Source organism: Roseateles sp. P5_E4, from assembly GCF_054049255.1.
The window spans coordinates 129406-147167 of record NZ_JBFUMS010000014.1 but is presented as its reverse complement, the minus strand read 5'-3'; the positions used below and the strand labels follow the sequence as shown (position 1 = coordinate 147167).

At 67.7% G+C, this 17762-nt stretch carries 17 protein-coding genes; 3 read left to right on the top strand and 14 right to left on the bottom strand.

From position 1 onward, the window contains the following. Window positions 1-197 precede the first annotated feature (197 nt). From ACXJLH_RS24520 to ACXJLH_RS24510, 3 genes are all read right to left on the bottom strand, one after another. Window positions 198-1106 (bottom strand): transporter, encoded by a 909-nt coding sequence (locus ACXJLH_RS24520; RefSeq protein WP_457446869.1) that lies wholly within the window; start codon window positions 1104-1106, stop codon window positions 198-200. Window positions 1107-1211: 105 nt separating this feature from the next. Then, on the bottom strand, window positions 1212-1880 hold the full coding sequence (locus ACXJLH_RS24515; protein ID WP_457446867.1) for a pyridoxamine 5'-phosphate oxidase family protein: 669 nt from the start codon (window positions 1878-1880) through the stop codon (window positions 1212-1214). 11 nt (window positions 1881-1891) lie between these two features. Beyond that, window positions 1892-2941, bottom strand: a complete 1050-nt coding sequence (locus ACXJLH_RS24510; RefSeq protein WP_457446904.1) for a carbon-nitrogen hydrolase family protein — start codon at window positions 2939-2941, stop codon at window positions 1892-1894. Window positions 2942-3319: 378 nt separating this feature from the next. On the opposite strand from ACXJLH_RS24510, the gene ACXJLH_RS24505 reads away from it, so the two are divergent. Further along, window positions 3320-4315: an AraC-like ligand-binding domain-containing protein gene (locus ACXJLH_RS24505; protein WP_457350433.1), complete on the top strand. Its 996-nt coding sequence runs from the start codon at window positions 3320-3322 to the stop codon at window positions 4313-4315. Window positions 4316-4497: 182 nt separating this feature from the next. Here the strand turns inward: ACXJLH_RS24505 and glcF are convergent, their stop codons facing one another. The 8 genes from glcF to ACXJLH_RS24465 all read right to left on the bottom strand — a co-directional run bounded on the left by glcF (window position 4498) and on the right by ACXJLH_RS24465 (window position 12436). Next, on the bottom strand, window positions 4498-5745 hold the full coding sequence (gene glcF / locus ACXJLH_RS24500; protein WP_457446865.1) for a glycolate oxidase subunit GlcF: 1248 nt from the start codon (window positions 5743-5745) through the stop codon (window positions 4498-4500). Between the two features lie 4 nt (window positions 5746-5749). Further along, entirely contained in the window at window positions 5750-6526 is a 777-nt protein-coding gene (locus ACXJLH_RS24495) for a class I SAM-dependent methyltransferase (RefSeq protein ID WP_457446902.1), read from the bottom strand. Window positions 6527-6528: 2 nt separating this feature from the next. After that, window positions 6529-7599 carry a glycolate oxidase subunit GlcE gene (gene glcE, locus ACXJLH_RS24490; protein ID WP_457446864.1) on the bottom strand — a complete coding sequence of 357 codons (1071 nt, stop codon included), beginning with the start codon at window positions 7597-7599 and terminating at the stop codon, window positions 6529-6531. Beyond that, complete coding sequence (locus tag ACXJLH_RS24485) at window positions 7596-9074, bottom strand: FAD-linked oxidase C-terminal domain-containing protein (RefSeq protein ID WP_457446862.1); 1479 nt, start codon at window positions 9072-9074, stop codon at window positions 7596-7598. Before ACXJLH_RS24485 ends, glcE begins: the two co-directional genes overlap by 4 nt. Before the next feature lie 285 nt (window positions 9075-9359). Next, window positions 9360-10217 carry a substrate-binding periplasmic protein gene (locus tag ACXJLH_RS24480; RefSeq protein ID WP_457446861.1) on the bottom strand — a complete coding sequence of 286 codons (858 nt, stop codon included), beginning with the start codon at window positions 10215-10217 and terminating at the stop codon, window positions 9360-9362. Between the two features lie 31 nt (window positions 10218-10248). Next, a complete protein-coding gene (locus ACXJLH_RS24475; protein ID WP_056205372.1) occupies window positions 10249-11016 on the bottom strand; it encodes a PhaM family polyhydroxyalkanoate granule multifunctional regulatory protein in 768 nt (255 codons plus the stop codon). Between the two features lie 29 nt (window positions 11017-11045). Further along, window positions 11046-11954, bottom strand: coding sequence for a TraB/GumN family protein (locus ACXJLH_RS24470; RefSeq protein ID WP_457446860.1), 909 nt, complete (start codon window positions 11952-11954; stop codon window positions 11046-11048). After that, on the bottom strand, window positions 11951-12436 hold the full coding sequence (locus ACXJLH_RS24465) for a retropepsin-like aspartic protease family protein (protein ID WP_157282209.1): 486 nt from the start codon (window positions 12434-12436) through the stop codon (window positions 11951-11953). The genes ACXJLH_RS24470 and ACXJLH_RS24465 overlap by 4 nt, the downstream gene beginning before the upstream one ends. Before the next feature lie 65 nt (window positions 12437-12501). Here ACXJLH_RS24465 and ACXJLH_RS24460 point away from each other — a divergent pair, with 65 nt between their 5' ends. Continuing rightward, the gene (locus tag ACXJLH_RS24460) at window positions 12502-12978 is read left to right on the top strand and encodes a BON domain-containing protein (protein WP_457446858.1); all 477 of its coding nucleotides are present in this window, start codon (window positions 12502-12504) and stop codon (window positions 12976-12978) included. 52 nt (window positions 12979-13030) lie between these two features. After that, window positions 13031-13855, top strand: coding sequence for a DUF6279 family lipoprotein (locus ACXJLH_RS24455; RefSeq protein ID WP_457446856.1), 825 nt, complete (start codon window positions 13031-13033; stop codon window positions 13853-13855). A gap of 9 nt (window positions 13856-13864) precedes the next feature. On the opposite strand, the gene ACXJLH_RS24450 is transcribed toward ACXJLH_RS24455, so the two are convergent. From ACXJLH_RS24450 to ACXJLH_RS24440, 3 genes are read right to left on the bottom strand one after another with little or no spacing between them, the layout of a single operon-like run. Further along, the gene (locus ACXJLH_RS24450; RefSeq protein WP_457446854.1) at window positions 13865-15163 is read right to left on the bottom strand and encodes an ABC transporter permease; all 1299 of its coding nucleotides are present in this window, start codon (window positions 15161-15163) and stop codon (window positions 13865-13867) included. Beyond that, a complete protein-coding gene (locus ACXJLH_RS24445; protein ID WP_056205381.1) occupies window positions 15163-16470 on the bottom strand; it encodes an ABC transporter permease in 1308 nt (435 codons plus the stop codon). The genes ACXJLH_RS24450 and ACXJLH_RS24445 overlap by 1 nt, the downstream gene beginning before the upstream one ends. Then, the gene (locus tag ACXJLH_RS24440; protein WP_457446852.1) at window positions 16470-17759 is read right to left on the bottom strand and encodes a TolC family outer membrane protein; all 1290 of its coding nucleotides are present in this window, start codon (window positions 17757-17759) and stop codon (window positions 16470-16472) included. The genes ACXJLH_RS24445 and ACXJLH_RS24440 overlap by 1 nt, the downstream gene beginning before the upstream one ends. Between the last annotated feature and the right edge of the window lie 3 nt (window positions 17760-17762).

Genomic DNA, 17762 nt, shown 5'->3' with positions numbered 1-17762 from the left:
GGCGGGGCGTCGGCTCGGTGCGCCTTACCGGCAGACATGCGTGTCGGGCGGCTTTCGGCCATTTGCCGGCACTCATGAGAGACCGGTCTGATGTAGGTGCAGGTCACATCCGAACACGCACTGTGCCCCGCGTGAAGCACGGGGCACGGGGGTCGGAAGGCCAGGACGTGTTGCCACCCCTTGTGGAGCGAGTCTGATCAGAAGATCTTCGCGAATCGCAGGTTGATGCGAGCCTTCTCTTTGGGACCGCTCTCGACCGAGACGTCCTGCCCCAACTGTGCTTGCAGCTGGGTTGTTTGGTCGATGAAGTGTGTCGCCGTCAAGCGAGCGTAGGTTGTCTTCAACTTGTCGCTCTGCGCGACACCGTTGATTTCCGTTTCACCTCCCCAGTAGTGCCCAATCCCAGCAGACAGCGCGGTGGCCGGCGACAGGATGTAGCGCAAATGCCCCTGCACTTCGAATCGCGGGTCTTGTTTCAGGGTGGCCTTGGTGGGACCGAACTTGTCGTTCTTGCCGTGCACCAGCACATCGCCGACGGCATCAAGTGCCCACGTCGACCCGAAGTGCCCGACGTACGCAAGCTGCAACAAGGCCTTCCAGCGGTTCTCGCCCAGGTTGAGCGGCTTGGCATTGTCATAGTTGCCGGTCGGCAGGTAGACGAAAGTGCCGACGCTGAACGCATCCTTCGTCGTCGGGTCAAGAAGGAACTTGACCGGAGCGCCCACGATGAGATCGGCCACGCCACTTGCTTTGCCCAAGACGCTCGCGTCCCCGCTGCCCTTCAGTTCACCGAACGGCAGAATGACGTTCAGGTCGAGCGTTGCGGTGTCATTGAGCTTGATGGGGCGGATGTAGCGGAGCAGGCCAATGTCAGACTTGAGATTGAAATTGTTCGACATCTTGGTGCCGGTGGCATACAGATCAGAGCGCTCGGCATGCTGGTAGTAGAGCAATCCAATGTTGACGCCAGCCGGGTAGATTTCGTAGTCGCCTGCGGTCACTTCGAGCGCGTGTGCCGGAGCGGCAAGGGCCAAACCCAAAGCACCGGTGAGGCTCGCCGTGCGGAGGCGAAAAGCCTTGCGAAGAATTTGCTGAGCTGATTTCATGAAGTTGCAGGACTGGAGTTGATGGATTGAATGAGCGCGAACTCGGTCCTGGACCTGCGCGCGGGCTTGGAGATGTGGAAGAGTGAAGTGGTCGAGGTGATGGCCTCAAGCGAGCGGGTCACCCTTCATCACCATCGCACCCCATTCGTCCATGGTGATCAGCCCGCCAACGTCGTCGGCTTTGCCCTGATCGCGCTGAGGCAGCACGCCTTGTATGGCATCGATGCGCTTCCAACCCGGGATCGGCTGGTGGCCGGACTTGGCGTCTGGCACGTAGCGGGACCCTTCCACGCGCTGCATGCGCGGGATGTAGCGAGGGCAGTTCGTGATCAGTGCAGTGATCTCGACCCTGATGCCGAATTGCGCGCCAGGCCACAGGCCCACCACGGCTGGATCGTCGGTGAGGTGAGCATTGCCCTGAACTCGAAGACGGCTCGGCGTTTCGAAGCTCATGAACAGCATGCCGATCTTCGACGTGGAGGCGATGTTGCCCATCGAAAAGAACATGCCGTTGCCATCGAAGCAAGGGAACAGCAAGGTCTTGTCGTCGGGCATGTGCACGAAGCCCGGCGCGCCACCTTTGAAGCTGACTGTGGGGGAGCCCTGAGGGTCAACGGATGACAGCCAGAAGAACTCGGCCTGCGCGATGAAGGCGCGATCGGGCGGCGACAAGCTGGCGTGAACAATTACCTGCAACTCGGCGGCGGCTAGCGCTTCGGTGTCAAAGCGCTTCTGCAGTTCAAGGGCCTTTTGCGTGTAGGCGAATTGGGTCATGGCATCGCTCCTCAAGCTTGGCGGGCCAAGCCGACAACGAGTTCCAACTCAGTTTTTGCGACATCGGCTTCGTTCGATTCGAGCCCTTGAACCGCCGCACGCCGCTGCAGCACCACACGCTCGCGTGGTGTGTTGTCCAGCAGCAGGCGGGTCACGTCGGGCCGCGAATAGTGTCCGGACGGGTCAGCTGCCGCCTTCGACAGGGAGATCATTCCCAGATCGATGTCGGCGACTACCAAGCCCTCTTCGGTTTCGGGCAGGTTGGTCCCCATCGGCGAGCCATCCGGGCCGTAGATGCGCGCGAAGCCGCCGCCTTCGAGCAAGAGCTGCTTTTGGAGGGGGTCGGTGCACAGCATTTCGTGCATGGCCTTGGACACCGTCGCGCAAGGCGCCACCACGAAGCACTGCCCTTCCACCGCATAGACCTGGCTGACGGCGTTGTTGACCTCGGCGCCGAGCGCGTGCGCAGCACCGCGATAGACCGAGAAGCTCGGCCACGCACCGACGTGGATCTGCTCGTTCTGCGCGTACATGGCGTACTTGCTGAGAGGTTGCAGATGCTCCCAGCAGGCCAGCATGCCGACATTGCCGATGGTGGTTTCCATCACGGCGAGGTCACTGCCGTCGCCCTCTCCGAAGACGGTGCGTTCCACATGCGTGGGCTTGAGCTTGCGGCGGGTCTTGACCACCCGACCCTGATCGTCGAACAGGGCCTGCGCGATGTAGAGGCTGCCCCCGGCGCGCTCGCTGTACCCGGTCGACATCCAGATGCCCAGATCGCCCGCGGCTTGGGCCAAGCGCTTGAATTCGGCCGAGCCGACCACCAGCGAATTGTCGTTGTAGCGCTGCACGTATTGCATGCCCATGGCCGGCGAGTTCAGCCAGATCCACCACGGGTAGCCCGGGATCCACGTCTCCGGAAATGCCACCAGCTTTGCGCCTTGCTCGGCGGCTTCCTTCATCAGCTTGATCGTCTTGTCGATCGTCGCGTCGAGGTCCAGAAACACGGGCGAAGCCTGGACGGCAGCTACGCGGAGCTTGGGGTGGGCTTGACTTGGCATGGTTTCCTCCTCGGATTTGGTCTGCAATTCGATTTCCGATGAAGAAGACTTCTTGATCGGGCATTCCTATGCTCGGTCTCGACAGCGATTGCGTCTTGTCCGCGACTCGCGGTCCTCTTGTCTGGCCTTCACAACAAGGCAGGAAAGAGCGCTTTGTCGGGCGCATGGGCCATCACCTAGGGCACGCGCACGCCCCGCGCCCGGTTTGGCGTCTTGCTTCTAGCTCGCGGAACTATTGACTTTGCCGCGCTTCTAGGTGTTTTCCGGCACACAGCTTGCTTGAGGACAAAGCGGGCTTGGAGGAGCATTGCATCTGATCGAAATCAACCTGCTTCGCTCTCCTAAACCACAACCCGTCCTGAATTCCTTGGGATCGCGATGAGTCAAGTTCTGACCACAGATGCCGTAGCACCCGACCAGCGCCTTGCATATTGGGTCGACATGATCTGCACGACGTACGTGCAGCTTGAATGCGACGCCAAAGAGAGCGACGACTTCAGAGGCTCGATCCTCAGCCATCAACTGCCGGGGCTGGACCTGTCGGTGGTGACTTCGGGCGCGCAGCGCGTGATGCGAACGCCGCATGTCATCTCCAAGGCGTCGGACGACTACTTCATCGTGAGCCTTCAAACCCAAGGCCATGCCGTCATTTCCCAGGACGGGCGCGATGCGGTGATGTCCCCAGGGGATTTTGCGATCTACGACAGCACACGGCCCTATGTGCTGCACTTTGGAGACGACTTCGAGGAGATCGTGCTGAAGCTGCGTGGTGATCTGCTTCGCTCCCTGGTCCACAACACGGAAGGGCTTACGGCGACAACCGTGTCCGGCCGCACCGGAGCCGGACACCTTCTAATCAACATGATTAGCACCTTGCGAGATGAGGTGGACAGCCTGCTGCCGGCTTCTGCGGCTGCCGTGGCCAGCGGCGTGGTGAATGTGCTCGTGGCGGGTTTGCAATCGCTGCCCGCCTGCAGGAAGGCCGAGTTGTCCTCGATGAGCGCTTATCACGTTGCGCGCATCAGGCAATGCATCGATGACCGACTTCATGACCCAGCGCTGAGCATTGAGTTGATCGCCGCAGAGCTTGCCATGTCAGTCGGGCATCTTCACCGGCTGTTCAAGACCGAACCACTGTCTCCTTCCCAGTACCTCTGGAGTCGGAGGCTCGAGGCTTGTAGCAGAGAGTTGCTCGATTCTCGCCGGGCCAAGGTGTCGGTGGCAGAGATCGCCTTCAGGTGGGGCTTCAACGATGCCGCACATTTCAGCAGGGCCTTCCGTGATCGCTTCAATTGCTCGCCGCGCGAATGGCGCCGGCAGGCGCAGGTCACAGGAACGGCCGCGATAGCAACGGCTCCGAGCAGCTTGTCCTAGCCCGCTATCGGTGGACCTCCCCAGCCGGGACGCATCCAATTTGCGAACGTTCCTCCAGCCAGCGGCCGTCGGGGGATGAGAACGACCGTTACAGGAAGCCAAAACCATCTGCTGGCCGACCGCTCAGGGTGACACCCGTCATTGGCTGACCCGCTGCACCCACAGCAAGCTCACTCGAGCATTTACCCGCTCAGCCCCCTCAGCGCGTCATCCAGCACCTCGACCCAATGCCGCACCGGCTGGGTCGTGCCGCTTTGCAGATGCTGGATGCAGCCGATATTGGCCGACACGATCTGCTCGGCCTGCAGCGGCGCGAGCGCCGCCAGCTTGCGGTCGCGCAGCTGCTTGGACAGCTCGGGCTGCAGCACCGAATAGGTACCAGCCGAGCCGCAGCAGAGATGGCTGTCAGTCGGCGCGCAGGCTATGCGAAAGCCGAGGTCGCGCAGCGCGCCTTCAACGCCGCCCTTGAGCTTCTGGCCATGCTGCAGCGTGCAGGGCGGGTGGTAGGCCAGCGAGCCGGGTTTGGCCTTGAGCCGCGCCTTCAGCGTGGGCACCAGCTCGGGCAGCAGCTCGCTGAGGTCCTTGGTCATCTCGCTGACGCGCCTGGCCTTGTCGGCATAGGCGGGGTCGTGGGCCAGCAGATGGGCGTAGTCCTTGACCATGACGCCACAGCCCGAGGCGTTCATGACCAGGGCCTCGACGCGCTCGCCGAGGCCCGAGACCAGCGGCCACCAGGCGTCGATATTGCGGCGCATGTCGTTGAGCGCTGCCTCGTGATCACCGAGGTGCTCGCGAATGGCACCACAGCAGCCGGCGCCATCGGCCACCACGGTCTGAATGCCGGCCGCGTCCAGCACCCGCGCCGTCGCGCTGTTGATGTTGGGCGCCATGGCCGGCTGCACGCAGCCCAGCAGCAGCGCGACCTTGCGGTTGAGCTGGCGCGTCGGCCAGTCATGCGCCGTGGCCGGCGGCCTGGCCGGCACCTTGTCCTTCAGTGACGCCGGCACCAGGGGCCGGAACATCTGGCCCAGCTTCATCGCTGGTTTGAAGAGCGACGAGGTCAGCCCTTCCTTCAACAGCCAGCGCGTGCGACGCTCGCCAGCCGGGCGTTCGACCTTGGCGTCGACGACGCGCCGGCCGATGTCGACCAGGCGGCCGTATTCGACGCCCGACGGACAGGTCGTCTCGCAGTTGCGACAGGTCAGGCAGCGGTCCAGATGCAGCTGCGTCTCGCGCGTGGGTTCAGCGCCTTCGAGCACCTGCTTGATCAGGTAGATGCGGCCGCGCGGGCCGTCGAGCTCGTCGCCCAGCAGCTGGTAGGTCGGGCAGGTGGCCGTGCAGAAGCCGCAGTGCACGCAGCGCCGCAGGATGGCCTCGGCCTCAGTGCCATCGTGGGTGCCGGCGAATTCGGGAGCGAGGGTGGTCTGCATGCCGTCAGTTGCTGGCAAGACGCTCGGCGCACCAGGCCTGCGTCACATAGGGGAAGGCGATCACGGGTTCGCGCAATGCGGCGAAGCGCTGCGGGAGCGCACGCAACTTCGCCTCCACGACCTCGCGCTGGGCCTGGGGCAACGCAGCGATGAAGCTCACCGAAGCGATGCGGTCAATGACGACCTGCTCGAACGAACCCTCATGGCTGTGCGGGAACTCCGTCAGCTGCAGCGGCGCGAACAGGGTCTGGCCCTCGAAGGGACGCTTCCACTGCCCGGTGTAGTAGCGCGGCGCATCGCCTTCGTAGGGCGTGATGATCTCGGTGATGGCCGCGACCCAGTCGCAGGATTCGTCCCGCACATTCCAGACCAGCCCCAGCCGACCGCCGGGCCGCAGCACACGGTGCATCTCACGCAGGGCCTGGTCGTTGGCAAACCAGTGAAAGGCCTGGGCGCAGACCAGGTCGTTGGCCTCACCATCGGCCAACGGCAGGGCTTCGGCCGTGCCGGCAAGTGCCCGCACGCCGGGCAGGCTCTGCAACAGCTTCTCGCGCATCGCATCGACCGGCTCCACCGCCGTCACGGCCGCACCGGTGCGAGCCAGCAGTTGGGTGAACTTGCCGGTGCCCGCGCCCAGATCGACGACACGCGCGCCCTTGCGTACGCCGAGCGTCGCGTCCAGCCAGGCGGCGAGGGCCTGCGGGTACTCCGGCCGACCACGCTGATAGCTGTCGGGGGCGTTGGTGTAGCCGCGCTGGGCGGCGTCATGGATGGGCTGGATCATCAAAGCCCGGCGTAGAGCCGCCCCGGGTTGAACACGCCATGCGGGTCGAAGGAGGCCTTGAGCCGCTTGTGGATGGCCGCCAACGGCGCGCTCAGCGGCGCGAACACGCCCACGCCCTTGTCCTGGGCGCGGAACAGCGTCGCATGCCCGCCCACAGCTGCTGCGGCATCACGCACGCCGGCCGGCGGCATGGGCGTGACGACCCAGCGTTGCGCGCCGCCCCATTCGATGAGCTGCTCGCCATGCAACTTGAGCTCGGGCGTCGCACTCGGCAGGGACAGCCGCCAAAGCCGCGCGCCGCCCGCCACCGCACGCTCGGCGCCGATGAAGAACTCGTCGCTGTGGTCGCGCAGCCCGGTCCAGAAGGGCTGGGCCATGTCGCGCGGAATGACATCACCACCCAACTTGCGTGCCGCGGCCTCAACGGCCGCGTTCGCGCCGGCCAGTCGCACGAGCAAGGCACCGTCCCACCAGGCACTGGCCTCGATGGGCAGGGGCTCACCGCCCCAGCGGTTGATCGCCATCAAGGCAGCGGACTGGTCGAAATCGAAGCGCAATGTTGCCGTGGCGGCCGGCAGGGGCAGCACCTTCAAGGTCACCTCGGTAATCAACCCCAGCACGCCCAGCGACCCCGCCAGCGCGCGGCTGACATCGAAGCCGGCGACGTTCTTCATGACCGTGCCGCCAAAGCTCAGCAGCTCGCCCTTGCCATTGATCATCACGGCGCCCAGCAGATGGTCACGCACCGAGCCCAGCGCCGCCCGCGTCGGCCCTGACAGGCCGGCAGCCACCATGCCGCCCACGGTGCCTTTGCCACCAAAGCGCGGTGGCTCGAAAGCCAGGCGCTGCTGCTGGCGGGCCAGCATGGCCTCGACATCGGCCAACGGCGTGCCGGCCAGCGCGCTGATGAAGAGCTCGCTGGGCTCGTAGGCGGTGATGCCATTCATCTCCAGGGTGGACAGCAGCTCGCCGTGCGGCGCCTCGCCATAGAAATCCTTGCTGCCATGGCCCTGGATGCGCAGCGGCTCGCGGGCATCGCGCAATCGGGTCTGCAGGTCCGCAAAGCTCAAAACCGCTCCAGTTCCGGGAAGGCCAGCAGGCCGCGCTTCACATGCATGCGGCCGTATTCGGCGCAGCGGCTCAGGGACGGGATCTGCTTGCCCGGGTTCAGCGTGCCGGCAGGGTCAAAGGCGCGCTTCAACGCCAGCATCTGCTCACGCTCCTCGGTGCTGAACTGCACGCACATGGAGTTGAGCTTCTCGACGCCGACACCGTGCTCGCCCGTCACCGTGCCGCCCAGGGCGACGCTGCGCTCCAGGATCTCGGCGCCGAAAGCTTCGCAGCGGTGCAGCTGGTCGGGGTCGTTGGCATCGAACAGGATCAGCGGGTGCAGGTTGCCGTCGCCGGCATGGAAGACATTGGCGCAGCGCAGGCCGTATTTCTTTTCCATCTGCTGGATGTCGAGCAGGATGGTGGCGAGGTGCTTGCGCGGGATGGTCGAGTCCATGCACATGTAGTCGGGGCTGATGCGGCCCGACGCCGGGAAGGCGTTCTTGCGGCCGCTCCAGAACTTGAGCCGTTGGGCCTCGTCGGCGCTGACCTGGCAGCGCGTGGCGCCGCTGGCCTGCAGCACGGCTTCCATCTTCGCGACCTCCTCGGCCACCTCCTCGGGCGTGCCGTCGCTTTCGCACAGCAGGATGGCCTCGGCATCGAGGTCATAGCCGGCATGCACGAAGTCCTCGACGGCAGCCGTCATGGGCTTGTCCATCATCTCCAGGCCCGCCGGGATGATGCCGGCCGCAATGATGGCCGCGACCGCGTCGCCGGCTTTGCGCACATCGTCGAAGCTGGCCATGATGCAGCGCGCCAGTTGCGGCTTGGGCACCAGCTTGACGGTGACTTCGGTGACGACGGCCAGCATGCCCTCGCTGCCCACCACCAGGGCCAGCAGGTCCAGCCCCGCCGCGTCCAGGGCCTCGCTGCCGAACTCGATGGGCTCGCCCTCGGAGGTGAAGCCGCGCAGGCGCAGCACGTTGTGCAGCGTCAAGCCGTACTTCAGGCAGTGCACGCCGCCACTGTTCTCGGCGATGTTGCCGCCAATCGTGCAGGCGATCTGGCTGCTGGGGTCGGGCGCGTAATACAGGCCGTGAGTCGCCGCGGCTTCGCTGATGGCGAGGTTGCGCACGCCGCATTGCACGCGCGCCGTGCGTGACAGTGGATCCAGCGAAAGGATCTTGTTGAACTTGGCCAGGGCCAACGTCAGGCCGGCCTCGTGCGGCATCGCGCCGCCCGACAGGCCCGTGCCCGCGCCGCGCGCGACGACCGGCACACCCAGACGGTGGCAGGCCTTCAGCACGGCAGCCACCTGGGCTTCGGTCTCGGGCAGGGCCACGGCCAGCGGGCGCTGGCGGTAGGCGGTCAGGCCATCGCATTCATAGGGCGTGGTCTGCTCGGCCTGGTGCAGCAGGGCATGGGCCGGCAGCAACGGTGCCAGGGCCGCGATGAGTGCGGCACGGCGGGCGGCGAGGTCGACGGGGGCGTTCATGTCGGGCCCACTTTAGTTGCCCATTCCGAATTCGCGACACCCGCAATGCATTGAAGTTGCGGGCCGAGCGCCGGGCCGCTCCCTAGCCGGCACGCGCTGGCGATGTGCTTGCCGGTCAATCCGGCAAGCATCGCCGTCCCCCCGGGGGCTGAGGCCGGACACATGGCGCCCAGTGGGCGGCATGTGCCTGCCGAAGAGCTGCGGCGCAAGACGCGGCGCGGTCTGCAAGACCGACCAGACTCGCTCGCGTTCAGCGACGCGAGGTTGGGCGAGGGGCAGTTCATCTCAGCCTTCGATGACGAGCCAGTAGGCCGGCTTGTGCAAGGGCGTCTCGGGCGGCAGCAACGGATTCTTCAGCAACAGCTGGCGCCGGCGGGCCAGGTGGTGGCGGCGCAGCAGGTCGCCGAAATACTGCTGGAAGAGGCGCGCGAGGCTGCCGTCGCTGGCCGCGGCCTCCATGCCGCGCTGCAACTCGGCCGCCAGTCGTGGCCGATCCGGGCGCACGAAGAGGTAGGAAGCCGCCGGATAGCGCAGCAGCACATGCGGCTCGATGACGAGGTCATGGGCCGCCGGCGTGGTCGCCTCGTCGTCGATCTCGAAGACGGCGCGCGGGAAGTAGTCGATGCGGCGCATGCGCAGCATGTCGAACAGCGCCTCGTAGCGGCTGATGCCCTGCACCGGCAGGCCGTTGGCACGCAGGATGGCGGTGTCGGGCCAGTCCTGGCCCTGGCCGGCGACGTAGCGGGAGAGTTCGTTGAGGTCGTGCAGGTCGCGCCAGCGATCCACGTCCTCGGGGCGGACGAAGGCAACGCGGCAACCGATGAGGCCGCGGTCCATGGGAACGCGCACCGGCAGCAGCCGGGCCTCGCGCTCGATGCTGGTCATGGTCCAGCACAGATCGATCCGCCCGCTGCGGTCGGCCAGTTCGCGCACGACGCGCGCTTGCGTCATCGGCACGGGCGACTCCATCAACTCATAGTCGGCACCGCTGCGCGTGATGGCGAGCTTGATGACGGCCTGCATGTAGTGCCACTGCGGCACGCGGCCGGGTTCGTGCTGGGGATAGACCAGCGGTGCGGGCCGCGCGGGCGCCTCGGTGGCGCAGGCAGCCGCGAACATGACCAGCAGCGGCCGGCGCCTCATCACCCTCCCGTCGCGCCGGTTCGCCTTCGCCTCAAGGCTTGCGGCGCGCGCTGCTGCGTGGCTTGGCCGCCTTCGCGGCGGCGGTCTTCGCGGCCGGCTTGGGCGCGGCGCCGGACGCCAGGCCCTTGGCGACGCCACCCACCACCGCCCCGGGCACGCTGGCCGCGCGCTTCAGCGTTTCGCTGGCGGCGTCGAAGCTCTGCTTGACGAGGTTGCCGGCGAGGTTCTTGGCCGCATCGGTCGCGGTGTCCTTCATGGCCGAGGTGGCCAGCTGCGTGAACTGCTGGCTCAGCGCCGTCCACCACTGCGTCGGGTCGACGACGGCGGCCGGGTTGTCGGCCACGGCCTTGGCCGCATCGCCGGCCGTCTTCACGGTCTTGGCGGCGACCTTGCTAGCGGTATTGGCCGTCTTGGTCACCGTCTGAGCCGCAGCCTGGGCCACCGGCGCCGCGGCGGCCAGGATTTCGGGTGGGATGCCGGGCCAGGAGGTGCCGTCGCCACCGGTGGGCAGCTTGAGGCTGTCGCGCAAGTCGGCCAGCGGCACGTTCATCGACTTCAGCGTCGACAGCGTCATGCGCTGCACCTCCAGCGCCTGGATGGTGGCGGCCAGCATGCGGGCGTTCTGCTCCAGCCAGAACTGCACCGTGCGCAGCTCCTCGATGCGCTTGGAGAGCTCCTCCGGGTTGAGCGTCGGCGCCACCCATTGGCCGATGCCGGGCAGGGCCGAGCCCGCGTTCTTGACGAGGCCCTGCAGGAACTCGAAACCGGGCACGAACTTGGTGAAGCTGTTGTCGCTCATGTCTTGTCTCCTGTAAGGGCACTTCCATCCTACTTGCTGGGCAGCAGGGCTTCGACAATAAAACCCTGCTCGGCCAGCAGCTTGGGCAGGGCCCGCGGGCCGCTCATGTGCAGCGCGCCCACGGCCACCAGCAGGCGCTGGCCGGCGCCATGCAAGGCCGCGATGCGCTCGGCCAGCGGGCCGTTGCGATCGTCGTTGACTCGCCTGAACCAAGCGCGTTCGGCCGGGCTGTCGGCGCAGGCGCACCAGCGCGGATAGTTCGCCAACGTCCCCAGGTCACCGCGCGACCAGGCGCTGCTGAGCCGGCGCAGCGGCTCGCGCATCTGGCCGCCGCGCAACTGGCGCAGGGTGCCGTCGACGATGGCGGGCAGCTCGGCCGCCGCAGGCTCCAGCGCCTGCAGCTGCTCCTCGACGCTCTCCAGCGACTGCACCGGCCGGCCCTCGCTCCTGGCGCGCGCCAGCAGCATGACGTCCTGGCCAAAACCGGCATCAAAGCCATCGCGGCGCGCCTCCATCAGCGACAGCATGCTGAGCTGCAACATGACCGGCAGCGCGCTCAGGGCACCAGGCGACAGGCAGGCGGCGCGGGCCTGGGTGTCCAGGCGCTGGGCCAGAGCCGGCGGCAGGGGTGCGGCTTTGGGCATGGCGGCCAGCACGGCACCGACGTCGGCGGGATCGAGCTCCACGGCCAGCACCTCGGTCTGCGCCCAGGCCGCGCGCAGGGCCGGCCCTGCATAGGCCCAGTCGGCCTTGCCGACATGCAGGCTGCCGAACAGATAGCTGCTGTGGCCGCCACGGCTGACGCGCCACAGCAGGCCACGGTCCGGCGCCTTGGCGGCCCAGGTGGCGGCCTGCTCGGCAGTCGGCAGGGCCGGCGCCGGCGGGCAGGCGGCATGGGCACTGCCGACGAGAAAGGCCAAAAGGAGGGCGCGGATCATGGGCGGGGTTCGATACGGAGTTCACCAGGTTTCTGGCTGAAGTGCAGGCGACCGAGCACGTCCATGCCAAGCAGCGGCGCGCCCAGGTCGGGCAGCACAGTCACCATCAACTTGTCGGCGCGCACGCCGCCTTCCAGCGCAACGTCGGCCCGCGCAAGAAAGCCGCGCGTGGCGCCGGCCGCGGTATGGGCGCGCACGGCGCCCAGCGGCTTGAGGCCGGCGCGCTCCGCCAACACTTGCGGCAGGGCCGTCGTGGTGGCGCCGGTGTCGACGAGGAAATCCACCTCGATGCCGTCGACCCGGCCGGGCCAGTGGAAGTGGCCGTCGCCCCCGCGCGTCAGCACGATGACCTCGCCGGCAAGCTGGAAGCGGCTGGCCTCGCGCTCGTGCTCCCACAGCTTGAAACCCAGGAAAATGCCCAAGCCGATCAACAGCCAGATCGTCATCAGCTTGAGGGTGTGCGGCAGATCCTGGTGGGACACGGGGGGCGACTGAGGCGAGGGTTTGCGCGGGACCACACGATACCCGGCCCCACCAGAATGCCTTCATGACGCCGCCGCCCGCCCTGCTCATCGCACTGCTGCTCGCCGGTGGCAGCGATGAGCTGGTGTTGAACCGCTTCAACGACCCCTTCGAGGCCGTGTCGGCCGATATCGCCGATTGCCCGGAGCCCCGCGGCCCGCGCATCACGGCCGCCGAGGCCCGCGTGCAAGCTCACCATCGCGCCGAGCGCGGCACCACCTGCTGGCTCAAGGGCGAATGCAGCGAACCCAATGCCTTCCGCTATGACGCGACCATTGCCGGGGCCTTGCGTGCCAAGCTGAACGGCACGGCCGCCCTGCATCCGAGCAGCCTGTGGCTGACCGTGCAGGGCCGGGTCGTTTACCTCGAGGGCTGCGTCGGGCGTGCCGAGCAGGCGACTGAACTGGAGGCCCGGGCACGTGGGTTGCCGGAGGTGCAGCAAGCCCTGGCCCTGGTGCGGGTTGGCCAGGGCGGCGTCGTGCCCTATCGGCGCATGAATTGACCTGCAAGACCCCAGGCGTGACAACGCCGCCCTGCCTTGTCACGATGGCCCCATGCAACTGCTGAAGCGTTTTGCCACCCTCTTCGCGCTGACGGCCCTGCTGGGCCTGATCGGCTGCTCCAGCCTGACGCTGGCCTATGGGCAGCTGCCACTGCTGGCCGGGCTTTGGGCGGACAACTATCTCGACCTGGACAGCCCGCAGCGCGGCCAGCTCAAGACGCAGCTGCAGGCCTGGCAGGCCTGGCACCGCCGCGAGGAGCTGCCGCAATGGATTGCGCTGGTGGGCCAGGCCCATGCGGCGCTGGACGACGGCGTCACCCAGGACGAACTGCTGGCCCTGGAGCGCGGCGCGCGCGCCAGCGTTGAGCGTTGCCTGCAGCACGCCGCGCCGCTGGCCGCGCCGGTGCTGGCCAGCCTGCGGCCCGAGCAGTGGCAACACCTGGAAAAGAAGATGGCCGAGAAGACGACCGAGTGGCGGGAGAAGCAATCGGGCAAGCGCGGGCCCGACGAGCGCGCCAAGCGCTACACCAGCAACCTCGAACGCTGGCTGGGCGACCTGGACCGCTCGACCCGCAAGCAGGCCGCAGCCGACGCTCGCGGCTGGCATTTCGACCTGCCCGTCATGGCCCAGGCCCGTGCCGCACGCCAGGTGCGGCTGGTGCAGGCCCTGCGCGCCTGGGCGCACCAGGACCTGGCCGCGGGCACCGCCCTGCTGATGCAGGACTCACAGACCCAGCCCACCGAGCAGCCCTATCGCGAGCAGATCGTCGCCAGCCTGCTGAAGCTGCTCAACAGCCTGGATGCCGAGCAGCGGGCCGCCGTCCGCAAGCATTGGGCCGACTGGGCGGCCGAACTGCGCAGCCTGCAGGCGGCCTGAACCCGGGCTTCAACTCCTCAGGGCGGCCACCGGTGCCAGGCGCGCCGCGCGCCGGGCTGGCACCCACACGGCCAGCTGGCCCAGGGCCCACAGCGCCAGTGCGCCAGCGGGCAGATAGCCCCAGGGCAGGCGCGGCAGTTCGTAGCTCTGCATCAGCAGCTGGCTCAGGGCCCAGGCACCGGCCATGCCGATGAGGATGCCGGTCGTCGTCAGCAGCAGGTTCTCGAGCTGGAAGTAGCGCAGGATCTGGCCCTGGGTGGCGCCCAGAGCGCGGCGCGTGCCGATCATGCGGGTGCGCTGCTGCACCCAGAAGCTCGCCAGGCCGACGATGCCCATGGCCGTCACCAGCAGCAGCGACACGCAGACACCGCCCATCAGCCAGGCCATGGCGCGGTCCTGGGCGTAGAAGGACGAACGCATCTCGGTCAGGCGCTGGCTCTGGGTGACGACACGGCCCTGGTCGCCTTCTTCGAGCACCGCGGCCGCGGCCTTGATGCGCGAGTCCAGCTGGCCCGGCTCGGCGCGGATCACGTACGAGCCGCCGCCGCGCAGCGGCAGGATCATGGCGGCACCATCACCGTCGCCACGGGCGCGGTGCAGCTGCGTGTGCGTCAGCGTCTGGACGACGCCGATGATGGTCGACGGCGAGCGGCCGAAGATATAGACCTGCTTGCCCAACGCTGACTGGCCGGGGAAGAGCTTGTCGGCCATCACCTTGTTGATGATGAGCTGCGGGATCTTGGGATCGGAGACGCTGAAGGTCTGGAAGTTGTCGAGCACCTCGTCGGCCGTGAAGTTGCGGCCCTCCAGCAGCTTGAGCCCGAAGGTCGGGATCATCTGTTCATCGGCCGCGTATTGCGCCGCGCTGATGCGCAGGCCCTTGTTGTCGGGCTCAAGCGAGACGCCGCTGTTGTTGCTGTTGTTGCCGTAGACGATCTGGTTGGGCACCGTGGCCGCCTTGATGCCTGGCAGCGCACGCAGCCGCGTGAGGTCCTCGGACACGATGCCGGCGGTGCGCTCGGGCGGCTGGGGCTTGCTGCCGCGCAGGGTCAGCACGCCGATCTCGGTCTCGGCCATGCCGCTGTCGGTGTTCAGCGCCTCGACGCGGGTCTGGATCAGGTGCAGCGCATTGGTGACGATGGCGCAGGTCAGCGCCACCTCCAGCACGATGAGGCCGGCCGCGATGCGGTGGCGGCGCAGCGTCGACAGGATGGGCGCGAGATCGCTCAGGGCCCGGCCGAACGCCCCGAGGGGGTTGCCGGTGGCGCGGGCTGGCGGGACGATGGACAGCGTGGAGGAGTCAGACATCACTGCACCTTCAGTTGGACGGCGGGGGTGACGAGGGCGGCACGCCAGGCCGGCAGCAGGCCGGCGAGCAGGCTGGCCAGCAGGGCCAGGCCCAGCGTCAGGGCCAGCATGCTGGCGTCGAGCTCGGCCAGCTTGGCGTAGTCGTTCGGGCTCTGGCGCACCAGCCACAGCCCGCCCTGGGCGAAAAGCAGGCCCAGCAGCGCGCCGGCCAGGCCGAGCAGGCCGGCCTCGACGACGAACTGCTTGAAGATGTCGCCGCGCGTCGCACCGAGTGCGCGGCGCACGCCGATCTCGCCGCTGCGACGCAGCGTCTTGGCCAGCAACAGGCCCACCATGTTGACGACGCAGACGGCCAGGAAACCAAAGGCCAGCCAGGTCTGCAGGCGCACGTCGGCGGGCAGCACCTTCTGCGCGCCCAGCCAGTCCATCACGTTGCGCAGGCGCACATTCGTCGGTCGCTCGTAGCGGCCGGCCTTGCGCTGAGCCTCGGAGTAGGCGACGAGGTAGTCGCGGTAGGCGGCGGCCTCCTCGGGCTTGGCGAACTCGACCCAGTACTGGATCCACGAGCAGCTCGCGTTCAGGTCCAGCGAGGTGCCGCCGTTGGCGCCCTTGGCCCAGCAGTTCATATTGCCCCAGTGGCCCATCTTCAGCAGCATCGCCGTCGAGAACGGCAGGTAGAAGTCCTCGGTCTCGGTGTAGCTGCCCAGGGTCAGGTCCCAGAAATGGGGCTGCACCTTCCAGGGCTTGAGCACGCCGACGATGCGCAGCGGCTGGCCGCGCACGATGACTTCCTTGCCCAGGCTGTTGCCGCCGCCGAACAGCTTCTCGTTCAGCGACGCCGAGATGACGGCGACACGCGCCTCGCCTTCGTCGTCGGCCGCGCTCCAGCCGCCGCCGTATTGCCACGGCGCGTCGAACATCGCGAAGAAGTCGGCCGACGTCATGCGCACGCTCGAGAAGATCGGCTTGGTCTGCGCATCGGGCAGGCCCACGGCGGTGTTGAAGCCGCTGGACATCGCCTGGCGCAGCGCCTTCTTGTCGCGCAGCAGTGCCGTCGCGTCATAGCGGCTCAGGTCGAAGTTGGGCTCTTCACCGGCCTTCCAGCTGACGATGTCCGACGCGTCGAGCTGCACGTTGAATAGGCGAGCGCTCTTGGCGGGAATGGGGTCGCCGGAGAGCACGTGATAGACGGTCAACGTCGTCATGCAGGCGCCGATGCCCAGGGCGAGCGCCATCACCATCAACGCGGAGAGGCCCTTGGCGGCAAGCGTGTTGCGCCAGGCGAGTTCGAGGTAGTGAAGAAACATCAGCGGTTCTCCAGAAGAGCGTTGACGGTGGCCAGTTCGGCGTCACCGAGGGAGCCGGCCGCCTGGTGCAGGGCGAGCAGGGCCAGCACATGGCGGTGGCGGGCCTGGGTCTGCGCGTTCTGCGCGCCGGCCAGGGTCTGGATGGCGAGGAGCAGATCGGTGGTGCTGCGCGTGCCCAGAGTCAGCCCGGTGCGCGTGGCTTCGAGCGCGCGCTCGGCGGCCTCGACGGCGACCTGCGCGGAGCGCAGCTGCACCGCGCCCTGGCCCACGGCCAGGTGCTGCGCCCTCACCTCGCGCAGCACGACGCGGCGGCCGGCTTCGAGCTGCTCGCGGGCGGCATCCCGCTGAAAGCCGGCGCGGTCGGCCGCAGCGGCCACGGCGCCGCCGGCAAACAGCGGCACGGTCAGGCGCAGGCCGACCAGCGTCGGCGTGCGGCTGGCATCGAAGGCCGACACGCCGCTACCTCCACCGACATTGCGGCGCTGGGTCGTGTCCACGCCCACGCTCAAGGTCGGCAGATGACCGGCGCGCGCGGCCGAGATGCGCTGCTCGCTGGCCTGCACGTCCAGCTGCAGCGCGCGCAACTCGGGGTTGGCCTGCAGCGCACGCGCGGTCCAGGCTTCGGCGTCGTCCGGCAAGGCTTGCGCATCCAGCGCACGGCGCAACGGCTGCAGAGTGGTGACGGGCACACCGGTCAACTGGGCCAGCGCCTCGCGGGCATCGGCCAGGTTGAGTTCGGCGGCCAGCGTGTTGCTGCGCGCCAGTTCGCGGTAGGCGCGCGACTGGTCGGCCTCGACCTGCGCCGACAGGCCAGCCTTGAAGCGCGTGTCGGCCTCGCTGACCTGGCGGGCGAAGGCCTCTTCATTGGCGCGCGCCGTGGCCAGTTGGGCCTGGGCCGACAGCAGGCCGAAATAGGCATCGGCCACACGGGAGCGCGCAGCCTGCTCGGCGGCGGCAAGGCGCGCAGACTGGGCCGAGGCCTGACTGCGGCTGGCGTCCCATTCGCGCAGCGCGGCCAGGTCGAAGAGGGGCTGGCTGATGCTGCTCGTCGTCGTGCGCGAGCGCTCGCCACTGCCGTTCTCGCGCTGCTCGCTGCTCTGCAGGTTCCACTGCGGCAGCAGCGCCGCGCGGGCTTCGCGTGAGGCCGCTTCCTGCGCGCCGTTGAAGGCCGCGGCCTGGCGCAGCAGCGGGTCGGCCGCGCGCGCCTGCGCCCAGACCTGCAGCAGGTCGTCGGCGCGGGCCGCGGTGGTGGCCGCCAGCAGCACGAGGACAAAGGTCAGTCGACGCATGGA

What these genes read in the sequence shown, in the direction of transcription:
- ACXJLH_RS24520 (WP_457446869.1), bottom strand. Translation starts at nt 1,106, where the DNA reads ATGAAATCAGCTCAGCAAATTCTTCGCAAGGCTTTTCGCCTCCGCACG.
- ACXJLH_RS24515 (WP_457446867.1), bottom strand. Translation starts at nt 1,880, where the DNA reads ATGACCCAATTCGCCTACACGCAAAAGGCCCTTGAACTGCAGAAGCGC.
- ACXJLH_RS24510 (WP_457446904.1), bottom strand. Translation starts at nt 2,941, where the DNA reads ATGCCAAGTCAAGCCCACCCCAAGCTCCGCGTAGCTGCCGTCCAGGCT.
- ACXJLH_RS24505 (WP_457350433.1), top strand. Translation starts at nt 3,320, where the DNA reads ATGAGTCAAGTTCTGACCACAGATGCCGTAGCACCCGACCAGCGCCTT.
- glcF (WP_457446865.1), bottom strand. Translation starts at nt 5,745, where the DNA reads ATGCAGACCACCCTCGCTCCCGAATTCGCCGGCACCCACGATGGCACT.
- ACXJLH_RS24485 (WP_457446862.1), bottom strand. Translation starts at nt 9,074, where the DNA reads ATGAACGCCCCCGTCGACCTCGCCGCCCGCCGTGCCGCACTCATCGCG.
- ACXJLH_RS24480 (WP_457446861.1), bottom strand. Translation starts at nt 10,217, where the DNA reads ATGAGGCGCCGGCCGCTGCTGGTCATGTTCGCGGCTGCCTGCGCCACC.
- ACXJLH_RS24475 (WP_056205372.1), bottom strand. Translation starts at nt 11,016, where the DNA reads ATGAGCGACAACAGCTTCACCAAGTTCGTGCCCGGTTTCGAGTTCCTG.
- ACXJLH_RS24470 (WP_457446860.1), bottom strand. Translation starts at nt 11,954, where the DNA reads ATGATCCGCGCCCTCCTTTTGGCCTTTCTCGTCGGCAGTGCCCATGCC.
- ACXJLH_RS24460 (WP_457446858.1), top strand. Translation starts at nt 12,502, where the DNA reads ATGACGCCGCCGCCCGCCCTGCTCATCGCACTGCTGCTCGCCGGTGGC.
- ACXJLH_RS24455 (WP_457446856.1), top strand. Translation starts at nt 13,031, where the DNA reads ATGCAACTGCTGAAGCGTTTTGCCACCCTCTTCGCGCTGACGGCCCTG.
- ACXJLH_RS24450 (WP_457446854.1), bottom strand. Translation starts at nt 15,163, where the DNA reads ATGTCTGACTCCTCCACGCTGTCCATCGTCCCGCCAGCCCGCGCCACC.
- ACXJLH_RS24445 (WP_056205381.1), bottom strand. Translation starts at nt 16,470, where the DNA reads ATGTTTCTTCACTACCTCGAACTCGCCTGGCGCAACACGCTTGCCGCC.
- ACXJLH_RS24440 (WP_457446852.1), bottom strand. Translation starts at nt 17,759, where the DNA reads ATGCGTCGACTGACCTTTGTCCTCGTGCTGCTGGCGGCCACCACCGCG.